The following is a 15,935-nucleotide window of genomic DNA, read 5'->3' on the forward strand; positions in this document are numbered from 1 at the left end:
AAAATCGTTTAGCTATACATTTATGCACCCTTTAACTTTTTTCGCTCTACGGTCATTTTACGCGTTTTTATTTTTACCGCCCTCCTCTCTTTTTTTGAAAGCCTTTTTAAGGTCTTCATTAAATCCTGAAAGGTCAGGCTTCCATTTATCCCTAGCCGGGTTATTAGAAAAGCCTTTGTCAGGAGTTTTATAAAGGATTTCCCCTGTTTCGGTATCCACTTCATAAGGAGGCTCACTGCTTACATGAATGCCCTGTCTTTCTGCCTGGGCTTTTGTAAGACTTACCACAGAACATCTGCAGCCGAAGCCGTTTGGCGGATACCATACATTCCATATAGGATCATCAGCCGCATAAACCTTTCCCTCCATTGCCCTGTGTGACTCCCTTACTTCACCGTCTCCGGCTGTGATGTATTGCCAAAAGGGGCGCAGTCTCTTTGCTTCTGTCATACTTTTGTAATGCCCTGCATTATATGCCGTAAGGATGTTAGTCCTGAATATCACATCAGCTCTGAAAGGTTTTAATGCCTTATATCCGTTTCTTTCCAAGAAGGAATTCATTTCGTCCTTAAATTCCCTTTTGGTTTTTCCCTCACTTACTGCATTGCTTAATTCATCAAGAAACTTCTGCAAGACTTCAAGCTCTGTGTATCCTGCTGCTGTAAACGCTTTAGCCCTGCATTCATCACCAAGCTTTTTATATTCATCCTGAGTAAGTGCTTTCTTTCCTTTAAGGAAAGCCACAGCTTCCTTAAACCTGAATATATTGCCAAGTCCGTATTCTGCTTCTCTACTCATTTCTGCTCCTTCCTATCAGTTCAGAAAGGTAGACAGCCTGATGTAAGAGGTCACTCAGTTCCGGGGAGTCCATATCTCTGTAAAGCTTCTCAAGTTCCTTTTCATCACTTAGCTTCTCTTTAAGGGTTTCAAGGCTCTCCTCTGTGTCAATTATTTTGAGAATCGGCTTAAGCATTTCATCAAAATATATTTCAGAAGCCTTTACTGCCTCGGCTGTTATTCCATCTGTCTGTACTATACCCGGATCAGTTTCTTTAAGAGAGAAGCTTTCTGCAGGTTCCTGTATCTGTCTGCCCGGTTCAAGCACGCTCTCCCCTTCCTCAGGCTTTGGTATTCCAAACTTCTTGTATATGTGGCTGCTTGGTATCTTTAATCCCATATCACAGGCAAGTGTCTTATATATTTCAACCGTTTCCTTCTGGTCTTCGGACTCCTCACAGTCAAATACAAAGAACGGTATATCGGCATCCGTACCAAAGTTAAACTCCACAAGAGGTCTTATAATGTCTCTTCTTATAGTTGCTGCAAGTGCTTTTGAATCAGCAACCGTAAGATCATGCCTTACTTCATTGTGTACCTTTCCCTGGGCATAAGAGCCTCCCCCTGAATCAGATGAAAGAGTCTGCCCAAGTACAGCCTTGCTTATCTGTTCATCGCAGTATCTTGCAAGCTTTTCGTATATTTCAGCACTTGAAGTCTTGTTGCTTTCTATGAACTCTATTACTGTAGAATCAGGTACAATTCCTGCCGCATCGCTTCCAAGACTGTATATGGCTTCCATAAGAGCCTTCTTGTCATCCTCTGATGCAGTCTGCCCGTATTTGCCAAGCCTTAACGGCATTCCAAAGACCTCACAAAAAGCTATCCAGTCCTTTACTCCGTAGTTCTTAAACAAATACATCCATGCCACAACTCTAAGTATTCCGTTTCTGCTTGAAAATCCTGACTTTGCCTTATATTTATGAATCACAAATTTATTATTAATAAGGCTCATACCGGAAGGAAATGCTGCGGTGCATATCTTCATTTCATCTGTAAGGGAATCCCATACAAGCTTTTTAGGATGTATGTACTCTATGCCTTCAAGTATGTTCATCCCCTGCCTGTCAGTTCCCCAGATAAGCTCCATCACGCTTATTCCTTTGCCTATGGCATCAAGCAGGTCTGTAAAGACTTCATCCAGGCTTTCAATGCCTTTTAGCTGTTCTGTGACAAATTCAGCTACCTCTTTGTCCTTCTCATCATCACTAAACGGCTGTATTTCCCAGTCAAGACCTGACACAGCAAGCTTTCTAGTCTGTAGCTGTGAGAAAAGATGAGGTTCTTTTTCTTCCATTTCCTCAAAAAGCTCCATCTGCTCCGACACATCTCCAAGGTCAGCAGCCTTAAATATCCTTGCAAGCTTCCTTGGTGTAAGACCGTTTGAAGGATAGTATGAGCTTCTGTCTGAGTATTCTCTTGGAATAAGCCTCTCAGTAACAGGTCTGTATCTTCCGGTGGCAGGAACCGCCTTCTTTTCTTTATTCTTCAAAGTCTCCTACCTCCTAATATGTTCCTTTTCCAAACTTCAATTTACGCTTAAACAGGCTGATATACTTTCCGTTTCCTACAGCAGGCTTTACTGCATGGGCAAGTCTTACTGCCATTTCAAGTCCGTCCGGACCGTCATCATTCCTTCCAAACGGAAACTCTTCAAGCTGTCTTAACAGTGTCTTATGCTCCCTGTTAAACTTAAGGTATTTATTTTTGATAACCGGCTGGAGTGACTCAATTCTTAAAACCTTATTTACGGTATTTGTGATTTCATCAATCGGAAGATACTCGCCTGTCTCGGCTGACCTTGCTGCCATTGCCTCCTTGAAGTAATACTGAAACTGTACAGTTTCCACTCCAAACCTGTAAAAGCCTGCACCGTAATCCCTTTTAAGCCTTCTGCTCATTTCAAAGATATCCTCTATAATGATGTCCGGCTTTCTTTTTTCTATGGATGCATCAGCCACATACATATATCCTGTTGTAAGGTTAAGTGCCAGGTTGATAATTGAGCTTGTATCTGATTTCTTATTCTTTCCAAGTGACGGATCGTTTGCACCTATGAATATAAAGTCCCTGCTCTTAAAGTCCACAAGTTCCGGCTCGTAGTAATCAAACCATTCAGGATTAAAGGTCGCATTATCAGGATCAACCGGATCATTTTGAAGTTCTGAGTTAAAGGAAGCAGCTCCTTCACTTATTTTTATCTCCATAAGGTCATAATATGACAGCTTGTCTTCCCATAATACCTCAGTGCCTCCAAGCATTTCTTCCCTGTTTGCCTCAAAGAATGTCTTTGCATTTGCCTCATGGTCTTCATCAAAAAGATTGATGTATATGCTTTCCCATTCATCCCACAGCTTTGTGTCCACTGCCTCGGATATCACCGCCCGGTATTTCCTTGCGTGATATCTTGGGTTTTTAAGAACGTTACTTAAAAGTGAATCATAATGCAGTACCGTACCTATATACATAATGTCCGTATATGTGTCTCCTGCCTTTGATACAGCCTTTTCAAACCAGCTTTTAAGCTTTCTTCTCTGTTCTGGGGTATTTACATTCTCATCATTTTCAATATCATCAAGCACTATAAGGTCAGGTCTCCAGTTTCTGTGCTTCCTTCCCCTTATCTTCTTGCCTGAGCCTATTGCTTCAACCTTTATGTCAGTTTTTGTAAGAAGCACTCCACTTCTCCAGGCCTTGTCTCCCTTAAGTTCTCCAAAGTCTTCCTTAATGGCTGCATTGTCCTCAAGCTCTGTTTTAATGTCCTCAAGAAAGCCTTCCGCCTGTTCCGTTGAGTCGGATATGATAATACAGTAGTGCTTATACTTATAAAGGATTGCATGCAGCGTGTCCTTAAAGGTAAGGTTTGTACTCTTTGCATGTCCTCTTGGAGCTGCCGTCACATTTCTTGAACCCTTTAGCCCGGATATCTCCTTACTGTTCTCTACCGGATTTTTTCCCTTCATGACTCCGTCAGTCCATACACGGTCAAGCTCCTCATGGAAAGCCGGGGACTTTCTTGTAAAGTAGTGTGGAAGATAGGCTCTGCCAAAGTATGAAAGGTCAAATGCTGCAAGCAGTCTTCTTAATCCCTTCTCTCCGGTAAGCTGTTCACCCTTTTCAAATCTTTCAAGAAGTGCCTTTCTTTCTGGAAGTCTGTCATTATTTCTTAACACATAATCCCTAAACAGCTCCCTCTGGTATTTTTCTCCTGAAGCTTTATCACTGTCTTCATCCTGCTCCATTTCATAAAGCCAGTTATCAATGTCAATCATCAGAAAGCATCCTTTCCTTTGCAGCCTTAAGTATCTCCTTAAGGTTTTCAGCAAGCATTGCATCGCCCTTTATAGTCTTCATCATTTCAGCTTCCATTTCCTTAAAAGCAAGGTCTGCCTTTTTCTTCATTTCCTGTCTTACCTTGTCCTTATAGACCTTTGTCCTTGAAAGTGAAGCAATCAGCCTTCCTGCCTTATCAAGAGGCATAGTGTCAAACTCTTCCTCTGCCGTTGCTACCTTGTTTACAAGTCCGTTCATAGTAAGAAGAATTGCTGCCTCGGTATAGTCCGCATCCGGATTTTCCCTTACTGCCTTTACAAACCTGTCCATCTGAGCCTGAGCCTCAAGGGTTCTGTTTATTAATGCGTTGCTCCGGTTTGCATACCTGCCGACACTTGACTTTGATATATCAAAGCCTTTAGACTTTAAAAACTCCGCTATATCTACGTATGTGTTTGAAATGTCAGCAAGCATGGTGTCAACCTTTACTTTTATCTCTTCCGGAAGCTCATCAATCTTTGAGCTTATCCTGTTTCTTGTTCTTCCCATATCATACATCCACTCCCGGATCTTCTATCGTGCCCTCCACAAGGTCAATGCCTTTTTTAGTAAGCTTAACAACCGCGTCCTTTGAATACGCGGTATAAGCAGTTACCTTATCCTGGGTAAACTCTATGTAGCCTGCTCCGTTAAGGTAATCAAGATACTTGCTTATGTCCGGGGAAATGATAAGACCTGAAGCCATAAGGGAATTTGAAACCTGTCTTGTAAGTGCAGCGTTGTTAAAGCCCTTTACAAGGCACCTGATTATATAGCCCCTTACTGCTTTGTTGCGGCTTACCTCTGCCATTTCCGTATCTGTCAATTATTTCACTTCCCTTCCCTTAAAAGCAGTCTGTCAATTTTTGAATCAATGCTCTTTACCTTATCCTCCACCGCATTCATTGAGCGGAAGAAGTCCTCTCTCAGTACAAAGGTAGTGGCAAAGTCTCCCTTAATATCGTTTATTTCCTGTTTAATGCCCTCAATGTCCCTTATTGTCTTTTCTTCAAGACGGTCTATTCTCTCATTGGTCTTGGCATCATTTTTTTCTATGCGGTCTTTTATGTCTTTGTTTCCGGACTCAAGCTTAACAAGAAGCTCCAAGTCCTTTTTTTCCATATCAGCGAACCACTTTTTGACAAAAAAAATGAAAATACTGCCGCCTATTGCTATAAAAGCAGCCATTACATTTTGAAAGGTTATTACATAATTCATAAATCACCCTTTCTTCTTAAACATCTTATCCATAAGCTCCATAACATCATCCCATCCGCCCATGCTGACCTTTGCAACTACAAAGGCTGCAAGAAAAGATGCAAACACGCTAAACCACTCAACAGGCTTGTGTAAATATGCCATAAGTGCCACAAATGCAAGCGGAGTGAGTATAAGGGCTACAATGTAGCAGGTAAGCTTAGTCGGAATCCTGTTTACTGCCTCAATGCTCTTAAGCCCCTCCACCACAATGGATACTGCAAAAGCACAGGCTCCGATAAAAGCCATAAACACTCCCAAAAGTGCAGTTACATCCTGAATACCTAACTTTGTCAATGCTTCTGTCATAATTTCCTCCTTTTCAGTTTAAAATAAAATAAGCATACAGCTTTTTGCTGTATGCTCATTCTACATTTATTCATTTAACCTTATAATTCAAAGGAAAATAAAAACCTGTTTTGGATAAAAATATTAAAAAAATATGATAAAATAGGGAATTTATGCTTGACTTCCACGCATTTGCGTGGTATAATTAAACCATAGAAAGGAGGTGAAAAAGTTGAGGGATACAATCCGTAGGATGACGGAAGCGGCAAGAGAGCTTAACAAGTTGCTCGATGAACTCGTTAAGCTTGCCTGGAAAATATCTTCACTGGCCGGTGTGATACTCTTCCTCATCCACTCCCTTAGATAAGGGACGGGGGCGAAAGCCCCTGTACCTTATCTAAAATATAACACCAATCCCCCGACAATGCAAGCATGAAAGAACTTATAAAGGAAATGGTAAAGCTTTTAGTCCGTCTTGTGCTTTTTATAATGCCTTTTGCCCTGCTTGTACTGCTATGTATTAAACTTTTTTAGGAGGAGCTTATGAACCTTAGAAAGATAAGACTTGAAAAAGGTCTTTCTGTAGCGGAACTCTCAAGGCTTTCAGGTGTGCCTGTGCGTACAATAGAAGACCTTGAGAAAAGAGGGGACGGCAGGGTGTCAACCCTTATTAAGCTCGCTGATGCCCTTTCAGTCACTCTTGACGAATTGTGCAGACCTTAATGGTCTGCACTTTTCATATAATCTTCTATTGATATCTGCCCTTTTATAGGTTCTTCTTTTACAATTCTCCATACGTGTTGCACTGTAAGGTCATACTTTTTTGCAATGAAGCTTATTGTAGTGCCTTCCCTGTACTCTTTTATTATCCTTCTGTTTCTTGCCTGCATAATAAGTTTTTCAGGCTTGGGAATATAAAGGTTGTCACCTCTTCTAAGGTCAAAAAGCTTTTTCATTGCCTCAATGCCTATGATTTCAAATATTGCCCGGTTCTTTTCGTCAAGGTCTTCCGGTCTTACATCTGCCATAAGCTCATCAAGAAGTTTCTTATCCATTTATATCCCCTTTCTGCCCTATTCCACCTTTTTGGTGTAGGCAAGTGCAATCCACCCTGCACCGCCTTTTAGTCTTCCCCAGCCGTTCTTTGTAGCTGTTATGGTGTAGAGCTTCTTGCTTCCTTCCTTTTCATTGATTGCTCCTACTACCTTGTACTCCACACCTGCGCCAAGCCTTATGTTAAGATTGTCACAGGTAGTCTTTACCTTAAACTCGATATGTCCTGTGTCATTGGTTTTATTTCCAGACTTGGAAGCTTCTCCCTTTTTATCTTCCGGGGCTCCTGCCTTCCTGCCATGCCCTTTTATGTCTTTCTTAAACTTCTCCCATTCCTTGCCGTTGTTTCTTACATCAGGCTCACCGCATATCTTTCCGGTAACGTCATAATGCCTTAATACATGGTTTTCATCAATTCCATACTTATCCATAAGGTATTTAATCAGTTCAAGCCCTGCAGCCTTTGTTTTTTCCGTATAGTACCACCGTCCGTCCTTATCTTTTTTCACACAGAACTCAATGCCTATGGAGTTTGTGTTCCTGCACTCAGGGTGCTTATATGCCCTTGCTCCGCAGTGCCATGCTATGTCATTATCTTCTACGGACTGCCATATATCACCGCTGTAACCAACAAAGTAGTGAGCACTTGCTCCCCTGTAGCCGGTGGCAAAGTATCTGCAGTTTGCCTTTGCATCACCTTCAGCTCCACAGTAATGCTTTACTATGTATTTAATCTGTCCCGGCTTTCTGTTGGCATCTGAAAAGTTTATCTTTGTAAGCAGCTTATTAATCTTCTTCATTCATGTCTCCTTCCGTTATAAGACCATTTCCTTTTGTATCTTCCGTATCCTCTTCAATGCCTTCTGTTCCATCAAAGCCCATCATATCAGGATTAAATGAGTTCCTGAATGTCATAAGCTCATCCTCTGTCATTTCATCAATGTTCTTAACAGGCTCATTAAGTCCTGCCTTTTTTGCCTCGCTTGATATATCTGTCATCTATTTATCCTCCTTATCATAATCAACCGTTATTCCTGTTTTTGAATCCACTATAAGGCAGTTTCTTATTCCGGCTATTGCCTTTTCAACCTGTTCACTGCCAAGGAAGCTCTTTATAAGCTCTCCGTTCTTTATTTTGTAGATGTGCCATAACTCAACATCAAAATATCCGGTCTCTTCCTCACCATGTCCGAATACGCTTATCAGTGTTTTCCTATCAGCTACATACTCGCCTTTAAGCTTTTTAAGCAGAAGTTTCTTCTGTTTGTCATCCGGTTTATCCTGCATAGTATCAAGGAAGTCCTCAAGGCTTGTCTCAAAGCTGTAGTCACCTGTAAAGGCTGCTTTAAGCATTTTTTCAAGAGTCTTGTCATATTTATAGGTTGTCTTTGTTTCCTCAGTAACCTTTGACTTCCACACACCCTCGGAAAGTACCTCTTTAAGCCTGTCAACATTTATAACGTCCATACTCTGCGCATCAAGTACCGATACACTTCCATCTTTTGCATAATACCTTACAAACTTGATATTTCTGTCCTCTATGTCCTTAAGCCCTCTTGCCTGCAGCTCTGCTTTTACGTCATCAAGTGTTTTCTTACTTGTTTTAAGTTCCCTGTCAAGCCTTACAGCCTCGTTTACAAGCTCTTTTGTTGTCATTTCTTTTATAGCTGCCATTATGCCTCTCCCTTCATCTTTTCAAGTACCTTTGCCACACACTTCTTGCAGATATTTATGCCAAGATACTGAACAACCTCCTCTGTACCCTCACACGCTAAGCAGCGCGGTGTATACGGTCTTATTACTATCTTATCCTCTTCCTTTGATACCTCCATAGGATCACCGCCCTGCAGTCCCATCTCCCTTCTCATAGCAACAGGTATGTTGATTGAACCATGGCTTGATACTTTCTTGTAATTATTCCTCATTATTCTCCTTTCCAGTCTGTGACTTGCTTTGTTTATTCTTCTGATAATATATACACTTATAAATCTGTTCTTCCGTTACCTTCATTTCCTCGGCTATCTTTTCATTGCTCCACCCGGCTTTACTCAGTGCCATCACTTTACCTGCATCAAGTCTTTTTCCTGAACTTTTGTCCGGGCTTTTTTCCTTATTCTTGATACCCAAAGCTTTATTTTTAGTCTTAACATACTCAGCTTTATCAAGTTCAGCCATAAGACTTGCATTGCACTTCTTACAGAAATGAAACTCGCAAGCATTATCCGGTTCTGTGAAGGTTCCATCTTTTTCAAATGATACTCTTATAAGCCTCATACCTTCCCCGGTGATTTCCTTACCGCAGAAGTCACATACAAAGCATATTTTTTTCATAAGCCCTCCTATGCTTCCATAATGTCCTTCAGGCTCTCATAAACCTCTTTTAATTTATACTTAGTTTCTCCAAGCTCTCTCTTTTCTTCTTCAAACTCTTTAAGCTTTAGTGCAATTTTATATACCTTGGCAGCTCCAACTGCCTGTGGGGAAGGCCTCAGGTTCATATCAGTATAAGAAGTCATCCAGATAAGTGCCTGTTGGATGTAATAATCCCACAAAATGCAGCCTAAATCTCTTTTTTCCCATTCTTCCCTGGCTTCATCTATAAACTTCTTCCGGTTCAGCCTCTTCTTGTCCGGTGGAAGGAGTCCTTTTGCCTGTAGTATCTTTTTTATTTTAGCCTTCTCTTTTATCTCACTTTTGGTCATCTATTCCACCTCTTTTCACAGATGCCATAAAGTCATCCATGGCACTAAGATGAAGATCAAGCATATAGTTTCTTACATCATCCACATTATCAAATCTCCTGTAGCATTCATATGCAAGCAGTGCCTGCATTGCCCCACACATAACTGCAACTGCTTCAAGCTCTGCCTGCCCACACTCCATTGAAACCCTGCCATTTATCAGGTTCAGCTTAATGCTCCCATCTTTCATCCCTTCTCTCCTTCCCTCTTAAGCATGGCTTTAAGGGCTTCAATCAGCTTGGAGCATTGTGTATAGTCAAGCCATTCAATGCGGTCAACCTTAAACATCCTCTTAGCCATTCCGTTTATCCGCCTGTTATCCTTCCATCCAAGCCTTCTTGAGAGTATGTAAAGCTTCTTTCTTTGTTCCTCTGTGACAGGATTGCCGGGCTTTTTCTTTCCTCCTGCCATATCCTTAAGGTTTCCAAGAGCTGTTATTACAAGGGAAAGCTCCCGTCTTGTAAGTTTCTTAATGCTTGACTTTCCTGTCTGTCCATACACAAACTCATGCAGGTCATCATCAGACATTGAAAGTTCTTTACTTTTTGCAATTCCCCATAACATCTTTATGCTTGGCTCATACAATCAGACCGCCTCCTTTGAAAGACCATGCTTTTTCTTAATAAAATCAGGGATTAGTATTTCGCCTTTTTCGGCTATGTTCTCTTTTGTTATTACATAACCGTTAAGTCCGCCTTCTCCTGCCATTCCTACTGCTGACTGTGTGAAAATCCTTTCAAGCTTGTTTATTGTCTCACTGCTTCCTTCAAGCTGTATTATCATTCTTCTCTTCATAACCGTTCTCCCTTCTTATAACATCATCATTCCGCTTGCTTCCCTCATTACTTTAAGGGTTATCCTCTTTTCTCCTGTTTCCTTCATAAGACGGAGCACGTTTGTAAGTGTCCTGTCAAGAAGCCTGAAACATCCTGTCTGGTTGTTCCTTGCCCGGAGCATAAACTCATTCATAGCCTGCTCGTCTATCTCATAGCCGTAAAGGTAATCTCTTACTTCCTGTTCTGTAAGCCCCTTAAGCTTATAATAAAAGTCCATCCTGTTTGCAAAGCGTACAAGATTGCCTTTTATTTCAGCTTCAAGCCTTGGCTCTCCTGCAACAACTATGCCGACATCTGACTGGTCATATATTCCCCTTATTATTTCCATCTTCTTTTGGGTGTACTTGTTTATCAGCTTGTCGGCTTCATCAATGATAAGCAGATAGCCTTCATTTGTGTTAAAGAAGTCCCTTATGCGGTTCACCCTGCTCCATATAGTGCCTCCTGCCCCCTGTGGCATTCCTATCTCTTTTTCTATCGCCTCTACAAGGTCACGACATGCCATGGTGTCGTCACACTCTATGTAGGCAACTCTTGGCATTTTGGCATATTTCTTTAAGCTGTGTGTCTTGCCGTATCCGGACTTTGCAACCACAATCCCAAGAGCCATGTCTTCCTGGCAGGAACGGCATATACCTAAAGTATTTACAAAATCGGCAGACTCAAAGTATTCAGTCTTTGACCTCAAGCCTGTTCCATTGTTTTGCTCATCTCCTTCAACGCTGTGTACAAACTCCCAAAGTGCTGCCTCAATCCCTTCCGGGTTAGAGTCATATTTTCCTGATAAATATTTGCTTATGGTAGACCTTGTATACCTGACTTCTCCCATTTCCGAAAGCCTTTCAGCAAGCTCTGCCTTGGTTATGTCCATTTGGGAAAGAATATCCTGTACAATATCCTTAAGTTCCCTCTCCTCTGTATAAAGCTGTTCCGCCACCATAACAAGTCCCCTTTCTAATTTTTTGCTACAAAGCCTTTAAGTCCCTTAATGCTTCTGCAGCCTTTCTGTTAATGTAGTCATTTCCGTTACTGTCTTCCTGCTTCCTGAATCCATTCTTATAAGTGCTATCCTTTGGAAGAGATACAACATTATTCTTTATTTCCTTCTTTTCAGGCTTCTTTCCTATCATCAGGTCAATTCCGCCTACTGTGGAAGAAAATCCGACATATCCGGCATTTAACTCTTCAAAAGGAATGTTAGCCTCTCTAAGCAGTTCCCTGTCTCTCTTAAGCTGTCTCTTCTGTCTGCCAAGATGTTCCTTTAATGCATCCTGCTCCACTCCGTCCGGGCTTACAAAGGTCATAAGCTCCTGGGCATAAGCCTCACATACCTGCTTTCCGTTCTTAAATATGTAGACTGTCTGCATATCGTGAATGTCATACTTGATATCCACATGCTGCCCTATATACTGGCAGAGGTCATCAGATCTGTAGGTAAGGCTTCCAACCTTTACTCCTACATTTCTTACAAGCCTTCTCTCTGATTTCATCATAAGAAGCGTAGCATAGCTCTTAGGCGGTACTGCCTTCATATATCTTTCAGCATTTTCAAAGCAGCCAAGAGGGGTAGTGTACTTCTCGCCCTGTGCCTTAAGACCTCCCTGCACGCTTACCGCATAGACTTCCTTTACCCAGTTCTGCCACTTCTCATAAAACTCCTCTATGGTAAGCAGCTCTCCCCTTTCAAGCATTCCGTTTATGTCCTTACTTATCTTATCTGAAGTCTTTGAGCCTGTAAGAGTTCCGGTGTAACTCTTAAACCACCTTACAAACTTTTTGCAGACAGTTCCAAAGAATCTCTCAACCTGTCCTTTAGTCCAGGCATAGTAAGGAAGTGCCCTGTGGTAGTCCTCTATGCCTATGGACTTGTAAAATCCCTCTGTGGCATCATCAAAGTGTGCCCTCTGCCTGTCATTTCTTGCAAAACCTGTCATACGCTTTGAAGTGTAGTCCTTACCGTTATCAATGTAGATGTACTGCGGTACGCTTCCGGCATCGTGGTAAAGCATTTTTAACAGTGACTCTTTCAGCGTTTCGCTGTTGGCATCCTTACACATCACATCACCGAGTATCATCCTTGACCTTATATCTACCCAGGCAACAAGTTTAGGCTTTACTGCCGTAACCTTTCCGTTAGGGTGCTTATATGATACCCAGCAGTCGAAGGTATGCTCGTCACCCATCAGCACCTGCATTACCTTAAGTTCATTTGTGTTTCTTTCTGCCTTAACCATTACATTTCCGCGGTATTCACGCTCTCCCCTGCTTGCAAGATACCAGGCATTACGCATGTTCTCGTCTTCCATAAGAAAGCTTATATACCTTGTCACCGACTGGTAGCTTGGAAGCTTCTCCCAGTTGTTGATGTTCTTTAGTGCCGTAAGCTTGTCATAAAGCATTTCCCTCGTACCTTGGTTTCGTGCAAAGTCCTCATTAAACCATATATTTTTAATAGCCTGCTTTACTTCCGGAGTAAAGCTTGGAAATGTTCCGGCATTTTTCGGCTTTCTGCAAAGACAAAGTACTTTGAAACACTCATAATTCCCACCGTCTTCCTTATGAAGTCTGTCTGCCCAGGCGGAAGCTGTAAGGTAAGCCTTGGTATACCTGTAAAGTGTCCTCTTGTCCTTTCCCAGTCTTTCGGCTGCAAAGGTGTCAGCAAACTCAGTCCTTCCGGCTTCGTCATAATCAAGAAACTCCCTTATGATGTTGCCAAGCTCCATAGCCTTGTAGTATTCCTTCTTATGTACTTCCGTAAACCAGTCTACATCGGTATCCACATACCAGGGCTTTTCTTCCTTTTTAGACTCAGCCTTATCACTGTCTCCTTTTTCTGCAAGTTTTTTAAGTTTCACCCTCTCAGCGTATGCTGCTCTTGCTTTGGGTGATAGGGAAGATAGGGCAATCAAAGTATTAGCTTTAACTCCGCTTGTTACAGTTTTCTTAGAAATGTTATATGTTTCTGTATTTCTCTTTATTCTCTGAACAAGGCTGTTATATCTTATACCTTCTATTTCAGCAGCCTCTTTAAGTGTTACTAATATTTCAGCCATTCAACACTCCTTTCAAGCTGCTAAGTCCAGTATCTCAATAATTTTTTTCTTATATTTTTCAGTAATCACAACACCATGTATGATACTGTTCAGATACTGTGGCTTAATTCCTAATCTCCCAGCTAACTCTGCTGCCGTCATATTTTTGTCAATCAGAGCCTTTTTAATCGCCTTTCCAAAGCTTGTATACTCCCTATACTTCGCTCCTTTCCTCAATAACATCACCTCACCGCTTATCTTTTTATAATTCTGTAATTTTAATTTGAGCAATATAGCAATGCTCAACCTGTGGCTTTAAATCATTTTTTGTGTTAAAATAACTTAGGCTTTTATAACAACTATTTTGAGAATAACAATAAGGTTGTGCTTGGTTGATTTTACTTTATCGGGTAGCTGCGACTGGTACTCGCTCACTACCCTAAGTATTGTCATTATGGAAGTCATAACTGCCTTTTGTTATATCCCCATTGTGGGAACCCACTAGCCGAACGGCTGTTTAGATATTGCCTAAGTTGTTTTTTTGTGTTATTTTATGTTCGTTTTGAGTTTAGAAATAAACTCTAAAATTATTATATCTCAGATATCTGAGAAAAGCAAGTATTTTTTTTAGTTATCTGAGATTTTTATTAGTTATCTAAGAATATGGAGGATTATGGAAGCTTTAAGTGTAGGTAAAAGAATTAAAAACAAGCGAAGAGAAAAGGGGATAACTCAACTTCAAATTCAGGAGCAAACCTCTATATCTTCTGGTAATTTAAGCTGTATCGAAAATGGTAAGTATTTACCTTCCTCATCTGCTCTACTAGAACTGTCAAAGATTTTAGGATGTTCTATGGAGTGGCTTTTAACTGGAGAACAGCCTAATGAAAATAATAACGCTAACAAAGAAACTTCAGATATCGAAGATAACCTTGAGATTAAGCTAATTGATTTATTTAGATACATGTCTGAAGATGATAAACTTGAACTACTAGCTATTGCTCAGATTAAGGCACAAAAACAAAACAAAAAAATGGCAAACTTCTCCTATTTAGGAGAAGATGGAATATCCTCTGATATAGCCTAATTTTTTTAGTTATTTAAGTTTAGTTATAAATGTATATAATAGTATATTTATACATTTTATAGGCATAAATATACTATTATTCTTTAAACTTTGTCACTTTGCCATGTTGAAGTATTTTTATTAAAAATCCTTTGAAAACCTTGAAAATAAGCCAAAGTGACATCCATTTTTAAAAGTGCTATTTTGTCCGATTGCTCCACCCCATTTTTTAACCTATTTTCCCTCATTTTCGCACGCTTCCCCTTTTTAGCGTTCCTTTTCTCGAACGCTTATAAACAGGGGCTTTTCGCCCTTTGCCCTCTCGTTTTCGCACGCTAAAATCACACCTCGCACGCTCCGTTCGCACACTTCCGCACGCGTTCCGATTTGTCACCTACTTTCGGATATCGGGAAAAAGCAAAAAAATAGGATAATCAACTCGAAACGCTGTATTATCAACGCTTTCAGCCGATTATCCTCTTATTTTTCATCATCTCAAAAACTGAAATGAAATTTTGACCGTTTTTCTCATTATTGCTGTCACAAACTCTTAAAATTGTCTCCGTTAAATTCGCTCTATCCCTTGTTATCTCTGCCTTTCCCGTCTTATCCCGTTCTCTCCTTTGAAGTCTCATTTTAAATCTAGTTTGTGACAGATATTCTGAGAGAGTACATATATTTTGGTTTCAATGTAACTGGTAATTTGTCTTTATAATCGGTAATTTTCGATACAACATTTAAGTTGTTTTTGATTTGATTGTAACTTTTATTTATATCACAAACGTATATATCAATTGATGTGGATGTCAAAAGTATTTGCCTCCGGTATCAGAAATTTAAAATATTATATTTATATCGACAATTGTCATTTTAAAGACTATAATAAGATTAGGAACTGATATTAGTTTTGACATGGATACCGGCTTGATATGGGGGGAGGTTTGAGATGAAAATGAATTCTAGCACAAACATGCTTTCTCTGGCTGATGTATGTAGGGAATTATCTATTTCAGAGGCAACTGCAAAGAACTGGGTAAAGCTTGGCAAGCTCATCCCTGTAGAATCAGGTACGACGCATTTCTCTATAGAATATGTTCAAAGTCTTAAATTTGATATTGCAAATGGTGATAATTCTGCTCTTAAAAGCAGAAGAAACAAGTCCTTTGTATCCGGAATCAGCCTATATGACTCGTATATACCGGGGGATTCTGTAAATTTGGAGCCTGTTCGCTATATCTTAGGTGTAGTAAATGAAAATAAAATTGAAGTTAGCACCGATATTTTATTATCAATCCTCGCAGACTGCGCCGTAAAGTTAATGCTTTCAAGACTTGGCGAGAAGATGGACTCCCCTGCACTTAAAGCCTTCTTAAATAATGAGTACGCAAGTCTTCCATATTCATTCTTGATAGACGACCTTATATACGGGGTGGATGGAATTGAGGATATCGCAGATGATTATCCTGAACTTTTTGAGACCGAATATGTATATGAAGAGGCGGTCGATGTCTTA

Annotated in this window: 24 protein-coding genes; 4 read left to right on the forward strand and 20 right to left on the reverse strand. The window is 40.6% G+C overall.

Features of this window, described 5'->3' with window-relative positions:
• Positions 1 to 57: 57 nt before the first annotated feature.
• Genes ACO6HM_RS10595 through ACO6HM_RS10625 form a run of 7 tightly spaced genes read right to left on the reverse strand, consistent with a single transcriptional unit; the run spans position 58 to position 5,715 of the window.
• Positions 58 to 798: a phage head morphogenesis protein gene (locus tag ACO6HM_RS10595; protein ID WP_485391014.1), complete on the reverse strand. Its 741-nt coding sequence runs from the start codon at positions 796 to 798 to the stop codon at positions 58 to 60.
• Positions 791 to 2,329, reverse strand: a complete 1,539-nt coding sequence (locus tag ACO6HM_RS10600) for a DUF935 domain-containing protein (protein WP_485391015.1) — start codon at positions 2,327 to 2,329, stop codon at positions 791 to 793. The genes ACO6HM_RS10595 and ACO6HM_RS10600 overlap by 8 nt, the downstream gene beginning before the upstream one ends.
• Before the next feature lie 13 nt (positions 2,330 to 2,342).
• Positions 2,343 to 4,109, reverse strand: coding sequence for a phage terminase large subunit (gene terL, locus ACO6HM_RS10605; protein ID WP_485391016.1), 1,767 nt, complete (start codon positions 4,107 to 4,109; stop codon positions 2,343 to 2,345).
• Entirely contained in the window at positions 4,102 to 4,659 is a 558-nt protein-coding gene (locus tag ACO6HM_RS10610; protein WP_485391017.1) for a phage protein Gp27 family protein, read from the reverse strand. Before ACO6HM_RS10610 ends, terL begins: the two co-directional genes overlap by 8 nt.
• A gap of 1 nt (position 4,660) precedes the next feature.
• A complete protein-coding gene (locus tag ACO6HM_RS10615; RefSeq protein ID WP_485391018.1) occupies positions 4,661 to 4,975 on the reverse strand; it encodes a hypothetical protein in 315 nt (104 codons plus the stop codon).
• A 5-nt stretch (positions 4,976 to 4,980) separates the two neighbouring features.
• Positions 4,981 to 5,367 carry a hypothetical protein gene (locus ACO6HM_RS10620; protein WP_485391019.1) on the reverse strand — a complete coding sequence of 129 codons (387 nt, stop codon included), beginning with the start codon at positions 5,365 to 5,367 and terminating at the stop codon, positions 4,981 to 4,983.
• A gap of 3 nt (positions 5,368 to 5,370) precedes the next feature.
• Positions 5,371 to 5,715 (reverse strand): ribonuclease, encoded by a 345-nt coding sequence (locus ACO6HM_RS10625; RefSeq protein ID WP_485391020.1) that lies wholly within the window; start codon positions 5,713 to 5,715, stop codon positions 5,371 to 5,373.
• Positions 5,716 to 5,926: 211 nt separating this feature from the next.
• On the opposite strand from ACO6HM_RS10625, the gene ACO6HM_RS10630 reads away from it, so the two are divergent.
• Together ACO6HM_RS10630 and ACO6HM_RS10635 are read left to right on the forward strand one after the other, a co-directional pair.
• Complete coding sequence (locus tag ACO6HM_RS10630; RefSeq protein ID WP_485391021.1) at positions 5,927 to 6,061, forward strand: hypothetical protein; 135 nt, start codon at positions 5,927 to 5,929, stop codon at positions 6,059 to 6,061.
• A gap of 176 nt (positions 6,062 to 6,237) precedes the next feature.
• Positions 6,238 to 6,417 (forward strand): helix-turn-helix domain-containing protein, encoded by a 180-nt coding sequence (locus ACO6HM_RS10635; protein WP_485391022.1) that lies wholly within the window; start codon positions 6,238 to 6,240, stop codon positions 6,415 to 6,417.
• Here the strand turns inward: ACO6HM_RS10635 and ACO6HM_RS10640 are convergent.
• The 13 genes from ACO6HM_RS10640 to ACO6HM_RS10700 are packed head-to-tail and all read right to left on the reverse strand — an operon-like array spanning position 6,414 to position 13,593.
• Positions 6,414 to 6,749, reverse strand: coding sequence for a Mor transcription activator family protein (locus ACO6HM_RS10640; protein WP_485391023.1), 336 nt, complete (start codon positions 6,747 to 6,749; stop codon positions 6,414 to 6,416). The genes ACO6HM_RS10635 and ACO6HM_RS10640 overlap by 4 nt on opposite strands.
• Before the next feature lie 18 nt (positions 6,750 to 6,767).
• Positions 6,768 to 7,547 carry an N-acetylmuramoyl-L-alanine amidase gene (locus ACO6HM_RS10645; RefSeq protein ID WP_485391024.1) on the reverse strand — a complete coding sequence of 260 codons (780 nt, stop codon included), beginning with the start codon at positions 7,545 to 7,547 and terminating at the stop codon, positions 6,768 to 6,770.
• Positions 7,534 to 7,746 carry a hypothetical protein gene (locus ACO6HM_RS10650; RefSeq protein ID WP_485391025.1) on the reverse strand — a complete coding sequence of 71 codons (213 nt, stop codon included), beginning with the start codon at positions 7,744 to 7,746 and terminating at the stop codon, positions 7,534 to 7,536. The genes ACO6HM_RS10645 and ACO6HM_RS10650 overlap by 14 nt, the downstream gene beginning before the upstream one ends.
• Entirely contained in the window at positions 7,747 to 8,421 is a 675-nt protein-coding gene (locus ACO6HM_RS10655; RefSeq protein WP_485391026.1) for a hypothetical protein, read from the reverse strand.
• Entirely contained in the window at positions 8,421 to 8,672 is a 252-nt protein-coding gene (locus ACO6HM_RS10660) for an AbrB/MazE/SpoVT family DNA-binding domain-containing protein (RefSeq protein WP_485391027.1), read from the reverse strand. Before ACO6HM_RS10660 ends, ACO6HM_RS10655 begins: the two co-directional genes overlap by 1 nt.
• A complete protein-coding gene (locus ACO6HM_RS10665; protein ID WP_485391028.1) occupies positions 8,662 to 9,078 on the reverse strand; it encodes a DUF433 domain-containing protein in 417 nt (138 codons plus the stop codon). The genes ACO6HM_RS10660 and ACO6HM_RS10665 overlap by 11 nt, the downstream gene beginning before the upstream one ends.
• Positions 9,079 to 9,086: 8 nt before the next feature.
• On the reverse strand, positions 9,087 to 9,449 hold the full coding sequence (locus ACO6HM_RS10670; protein ID WP_485391029.1) for a hypothetical protein: 363 nt from the start codon (positions 9,447 to 9,449) through the stop codon (positions 9,087 to 9,089).
• On the reverse strand, positions 9,436 to 9,678 hold the full coding sequence (locus ACO6HM_RS10675; RefSeq protein ID WP_485391030.1) for a hypothetical protein: 243 nt from the start codon (positions 9,676 to 9,678) through the stop codon (positions 9,436 to 9,438). The genes ACO6HM_RS10670 and ACO6HM_RS10675 overlap by 14 nt, the downstream gene beginning before the upstream one ends.
• Positions 9,675 to 10,073 carry a regulatory protein GemA gene (locus ACO6HM_RS10680; protein ID WP_485391031.1) on the reverse strand — a complete coding sequence of 133 codons (399 nt, stop codon included), beginning with the start codon at positions 10,071 to 10,073 and terminating at the stop codon, positions 9,675 to 9,677. Before ACO6HM_RS10680 ends, ACO6HM_RS10675 begins: the two co-directional genes overlap by 4 nt.
• Entirely contained in the window at positions 10,074 to 10,283 is a 210-nt protein-coding gene (locus ACO6HM_RS10685; RefSeq protein ID WP_485391032.1) for a hypothetical protein, read from the reverse strand.
• Between the two features lie 15 nt (positions 10,284 to 10,298).
• Positions 10,299 to 11,264: an AAA family ATPase gene (locus ACO6HM_RS10690; RefSeq protein WP_485391033.1), complete on the reverse strand. Its 966-nt coding sequence runs from the start codon at positions 11,262 to 11,264 to the stop codon at positions 10,299 to 10,301.
• A gap of 25 nt (positions 11,265 to 11,289) precedes the next feature.
• Positions 11,290 to 13,377, reverse strand: a complete 2,088-nt coding sequence (locus ACO6HM_RS10695) for a Mu transposase C-terminal domain-containing protein (RefSeq protein WP_485391034.1) — start codon at positions 13,375 to 13,377, stop codon at positions 11,290 to 11,292.
• Positions 13,378 to 13,389: 12 nt separating this feature from the next.
• Positions 13,390 to 13,593 (reverse strand): helix-turn-helix domain-containing protein, encoded by a 204-nt coding sequence (locus tag ACO6HM_RS10700; protein WP_485391035.1) that lies wholly within the window; start codon positions 13,591 to 13,593, stop codon positions 13,390 to 13,392.
• 436 nt (positions 13,594 to 14,029) lie between these two features.
• On the opposite strand from ACO6HM_RS10700, the gene ACO6HM_RS10705 reads away from it, so the two are divergent.
• Both ACO6HM_RS10705 and ACO6HM_RS10710 read left to right on the forward strand, forming a co-directional pair.
• A complete protein-coding gene (locus tag ACO6HM_RS10705) occupies positions 14,030 to 14,443 on the forward strand; it encodes a helix-turn-helix domain-containing protein (RefSeq protein ID WP_485391036.1) in 414 nt (137 codons plus the stop codon).
• A 925-nt stretch (positions 14,444 to 15,368) separates the two neighbouring features.
• A partial coding sequence (locus tag ACO6HM_RS10710) for a MerR family transcriptional regulator (protein ID WP_485391037.1) occupies positions 15,369 to 15,935 on the forward strand: 567 nt, incomplete at its 3' end.

The organism is Catonella sp., assembly GCF_057250765.1.

Bases quoted from the DNA above. Each gene is read 5' to 3' on its own strand.
- ACO6HM_RS10595 (WP_485391014.1), bottom strand. From the start codon at position 798: ATGAGTAGAGAAGCAGAATACGGACTTGGCAATATATTCAGGTTTAAG.
- terL (WP_485391016.1), bottom strand. From the start codon at position 4,109: ATGATTGACATTGATAACTGGCTTTATGAAATGGAGCAGGATGAAGAC.
- ACO6HM_RS10610 (WP_485391017.1), bottom strand. From the start codon at position 4,659: ATGGGAAGAACAAGAAACAGGATAAGCTCAAAGATTGATGAGCTTCCG.
- ACO6HM_RS10620 (WP_485391019.1), bottom strand. From the start codon at position 5,367: ATGAATTATGTAATAACCTTTCAAAATGTAATGGCTGCTTTTATAGCA.
- ACO6HM_RS10625 (WP_485391020.1), bottom strand. From the start codon at position 5,715: ATGACAGAAGCATTGACAAAGTTAGGTATTCAGGATGTAACTGCACTT.
- ACO6HM_RS10635 (WP_485391022.1), top strand. From the start codon at position 6,238: ATGAACCTTAGAAAGATAAGACTTGAAAAAGGTCTTTCTGTAGCGGAA.
- ACO6HM_RS10640 (WP_485391023.1), bottom strand. From the start codon at position 6,749: ATGGATAAGAAACTTCTTGATGAGCTTATGGCAGATGTAAGACCGGAA.
- ACO6HM_RS10645 (WP_485391024.1), bottom strand. From the start codon at position 7,547: ATGAAGAAGATTAATAAGCTGCTTACAAAGATAAACTTTTCAGATGCC.
- ACO6HM_RS10650 (WP_485391025.1), bottom strand. From the start codon at position 7,746: ATGACAGATATATCAAGCGAGGCAAAAAAGGCAGGACTTAATGAGCCT.
- ACO6HM_RS10655 (WP_485391026.1), bottom strand. From the start codon at position 8,421: ATGGCAGCTATAAAAGAAATGACAACAAAAGAGCTTGTAAACGAGGCT.
- ACO6HM_RS10660 (WP_485391027.1), bottom strand. From the start codon at position 8,672: ATGAGGAATAATTACAAGAAAGTATCAAGCCATGGTTCAATCAACATA.
- ACO6HM_RS10665 (WP_485391028.1), bottom strand. From the start codon at position 9,078: ATGAAAAAAATATGCTTTGTATGTGACTTCTGCGGTAAGGAAATCACC.
- ACO6HM_RS10670 (WP_485391029.1), bottom strand. From the start codon at position 9,449: ATGACCAAAAGTGAGATAAAAGAGAAGGCTAAAATAAAAAAGATACTA.
- ACO6HM_RS10675 (WP_485391030.1), bottom strand. From the start codon at position 9,678: ATGAAAGATGGGAGCATTAAGCTGAACCTGATAAATGGCAGGGTTTCA.
- ACO6HM_RS10685 (WP_485391032.1), bottom strand. From the start codon at position 10,283: ATGAAGAGAAGAATGATAATACAGCTTGAAGGAAGCAGTGAGACAATA.
- ACO6HM_RS10690 (WP_485391033.1), bottom strand. From the start codon at position 11,264: ATGGTGGCGGAACAGCTTTATACAGAGGAGAGGGAACTTAAGGATATT.
- ACO6HM_RS10695 (WP_485391034.1), bottom strand. From the start codon at position 13,377: ATGGCTGAAATATTAGTAACACTTAAAGAGGCTGCTGAAATAGAAGGT.
- ACO6HM_RS10705 (WP_485391036.1), top strand. From the start codon at position 14,030: ATGGAAGCTTTAAGTGTAGGTAAAAGAATTAAAAACAAGCGAAGAGAA.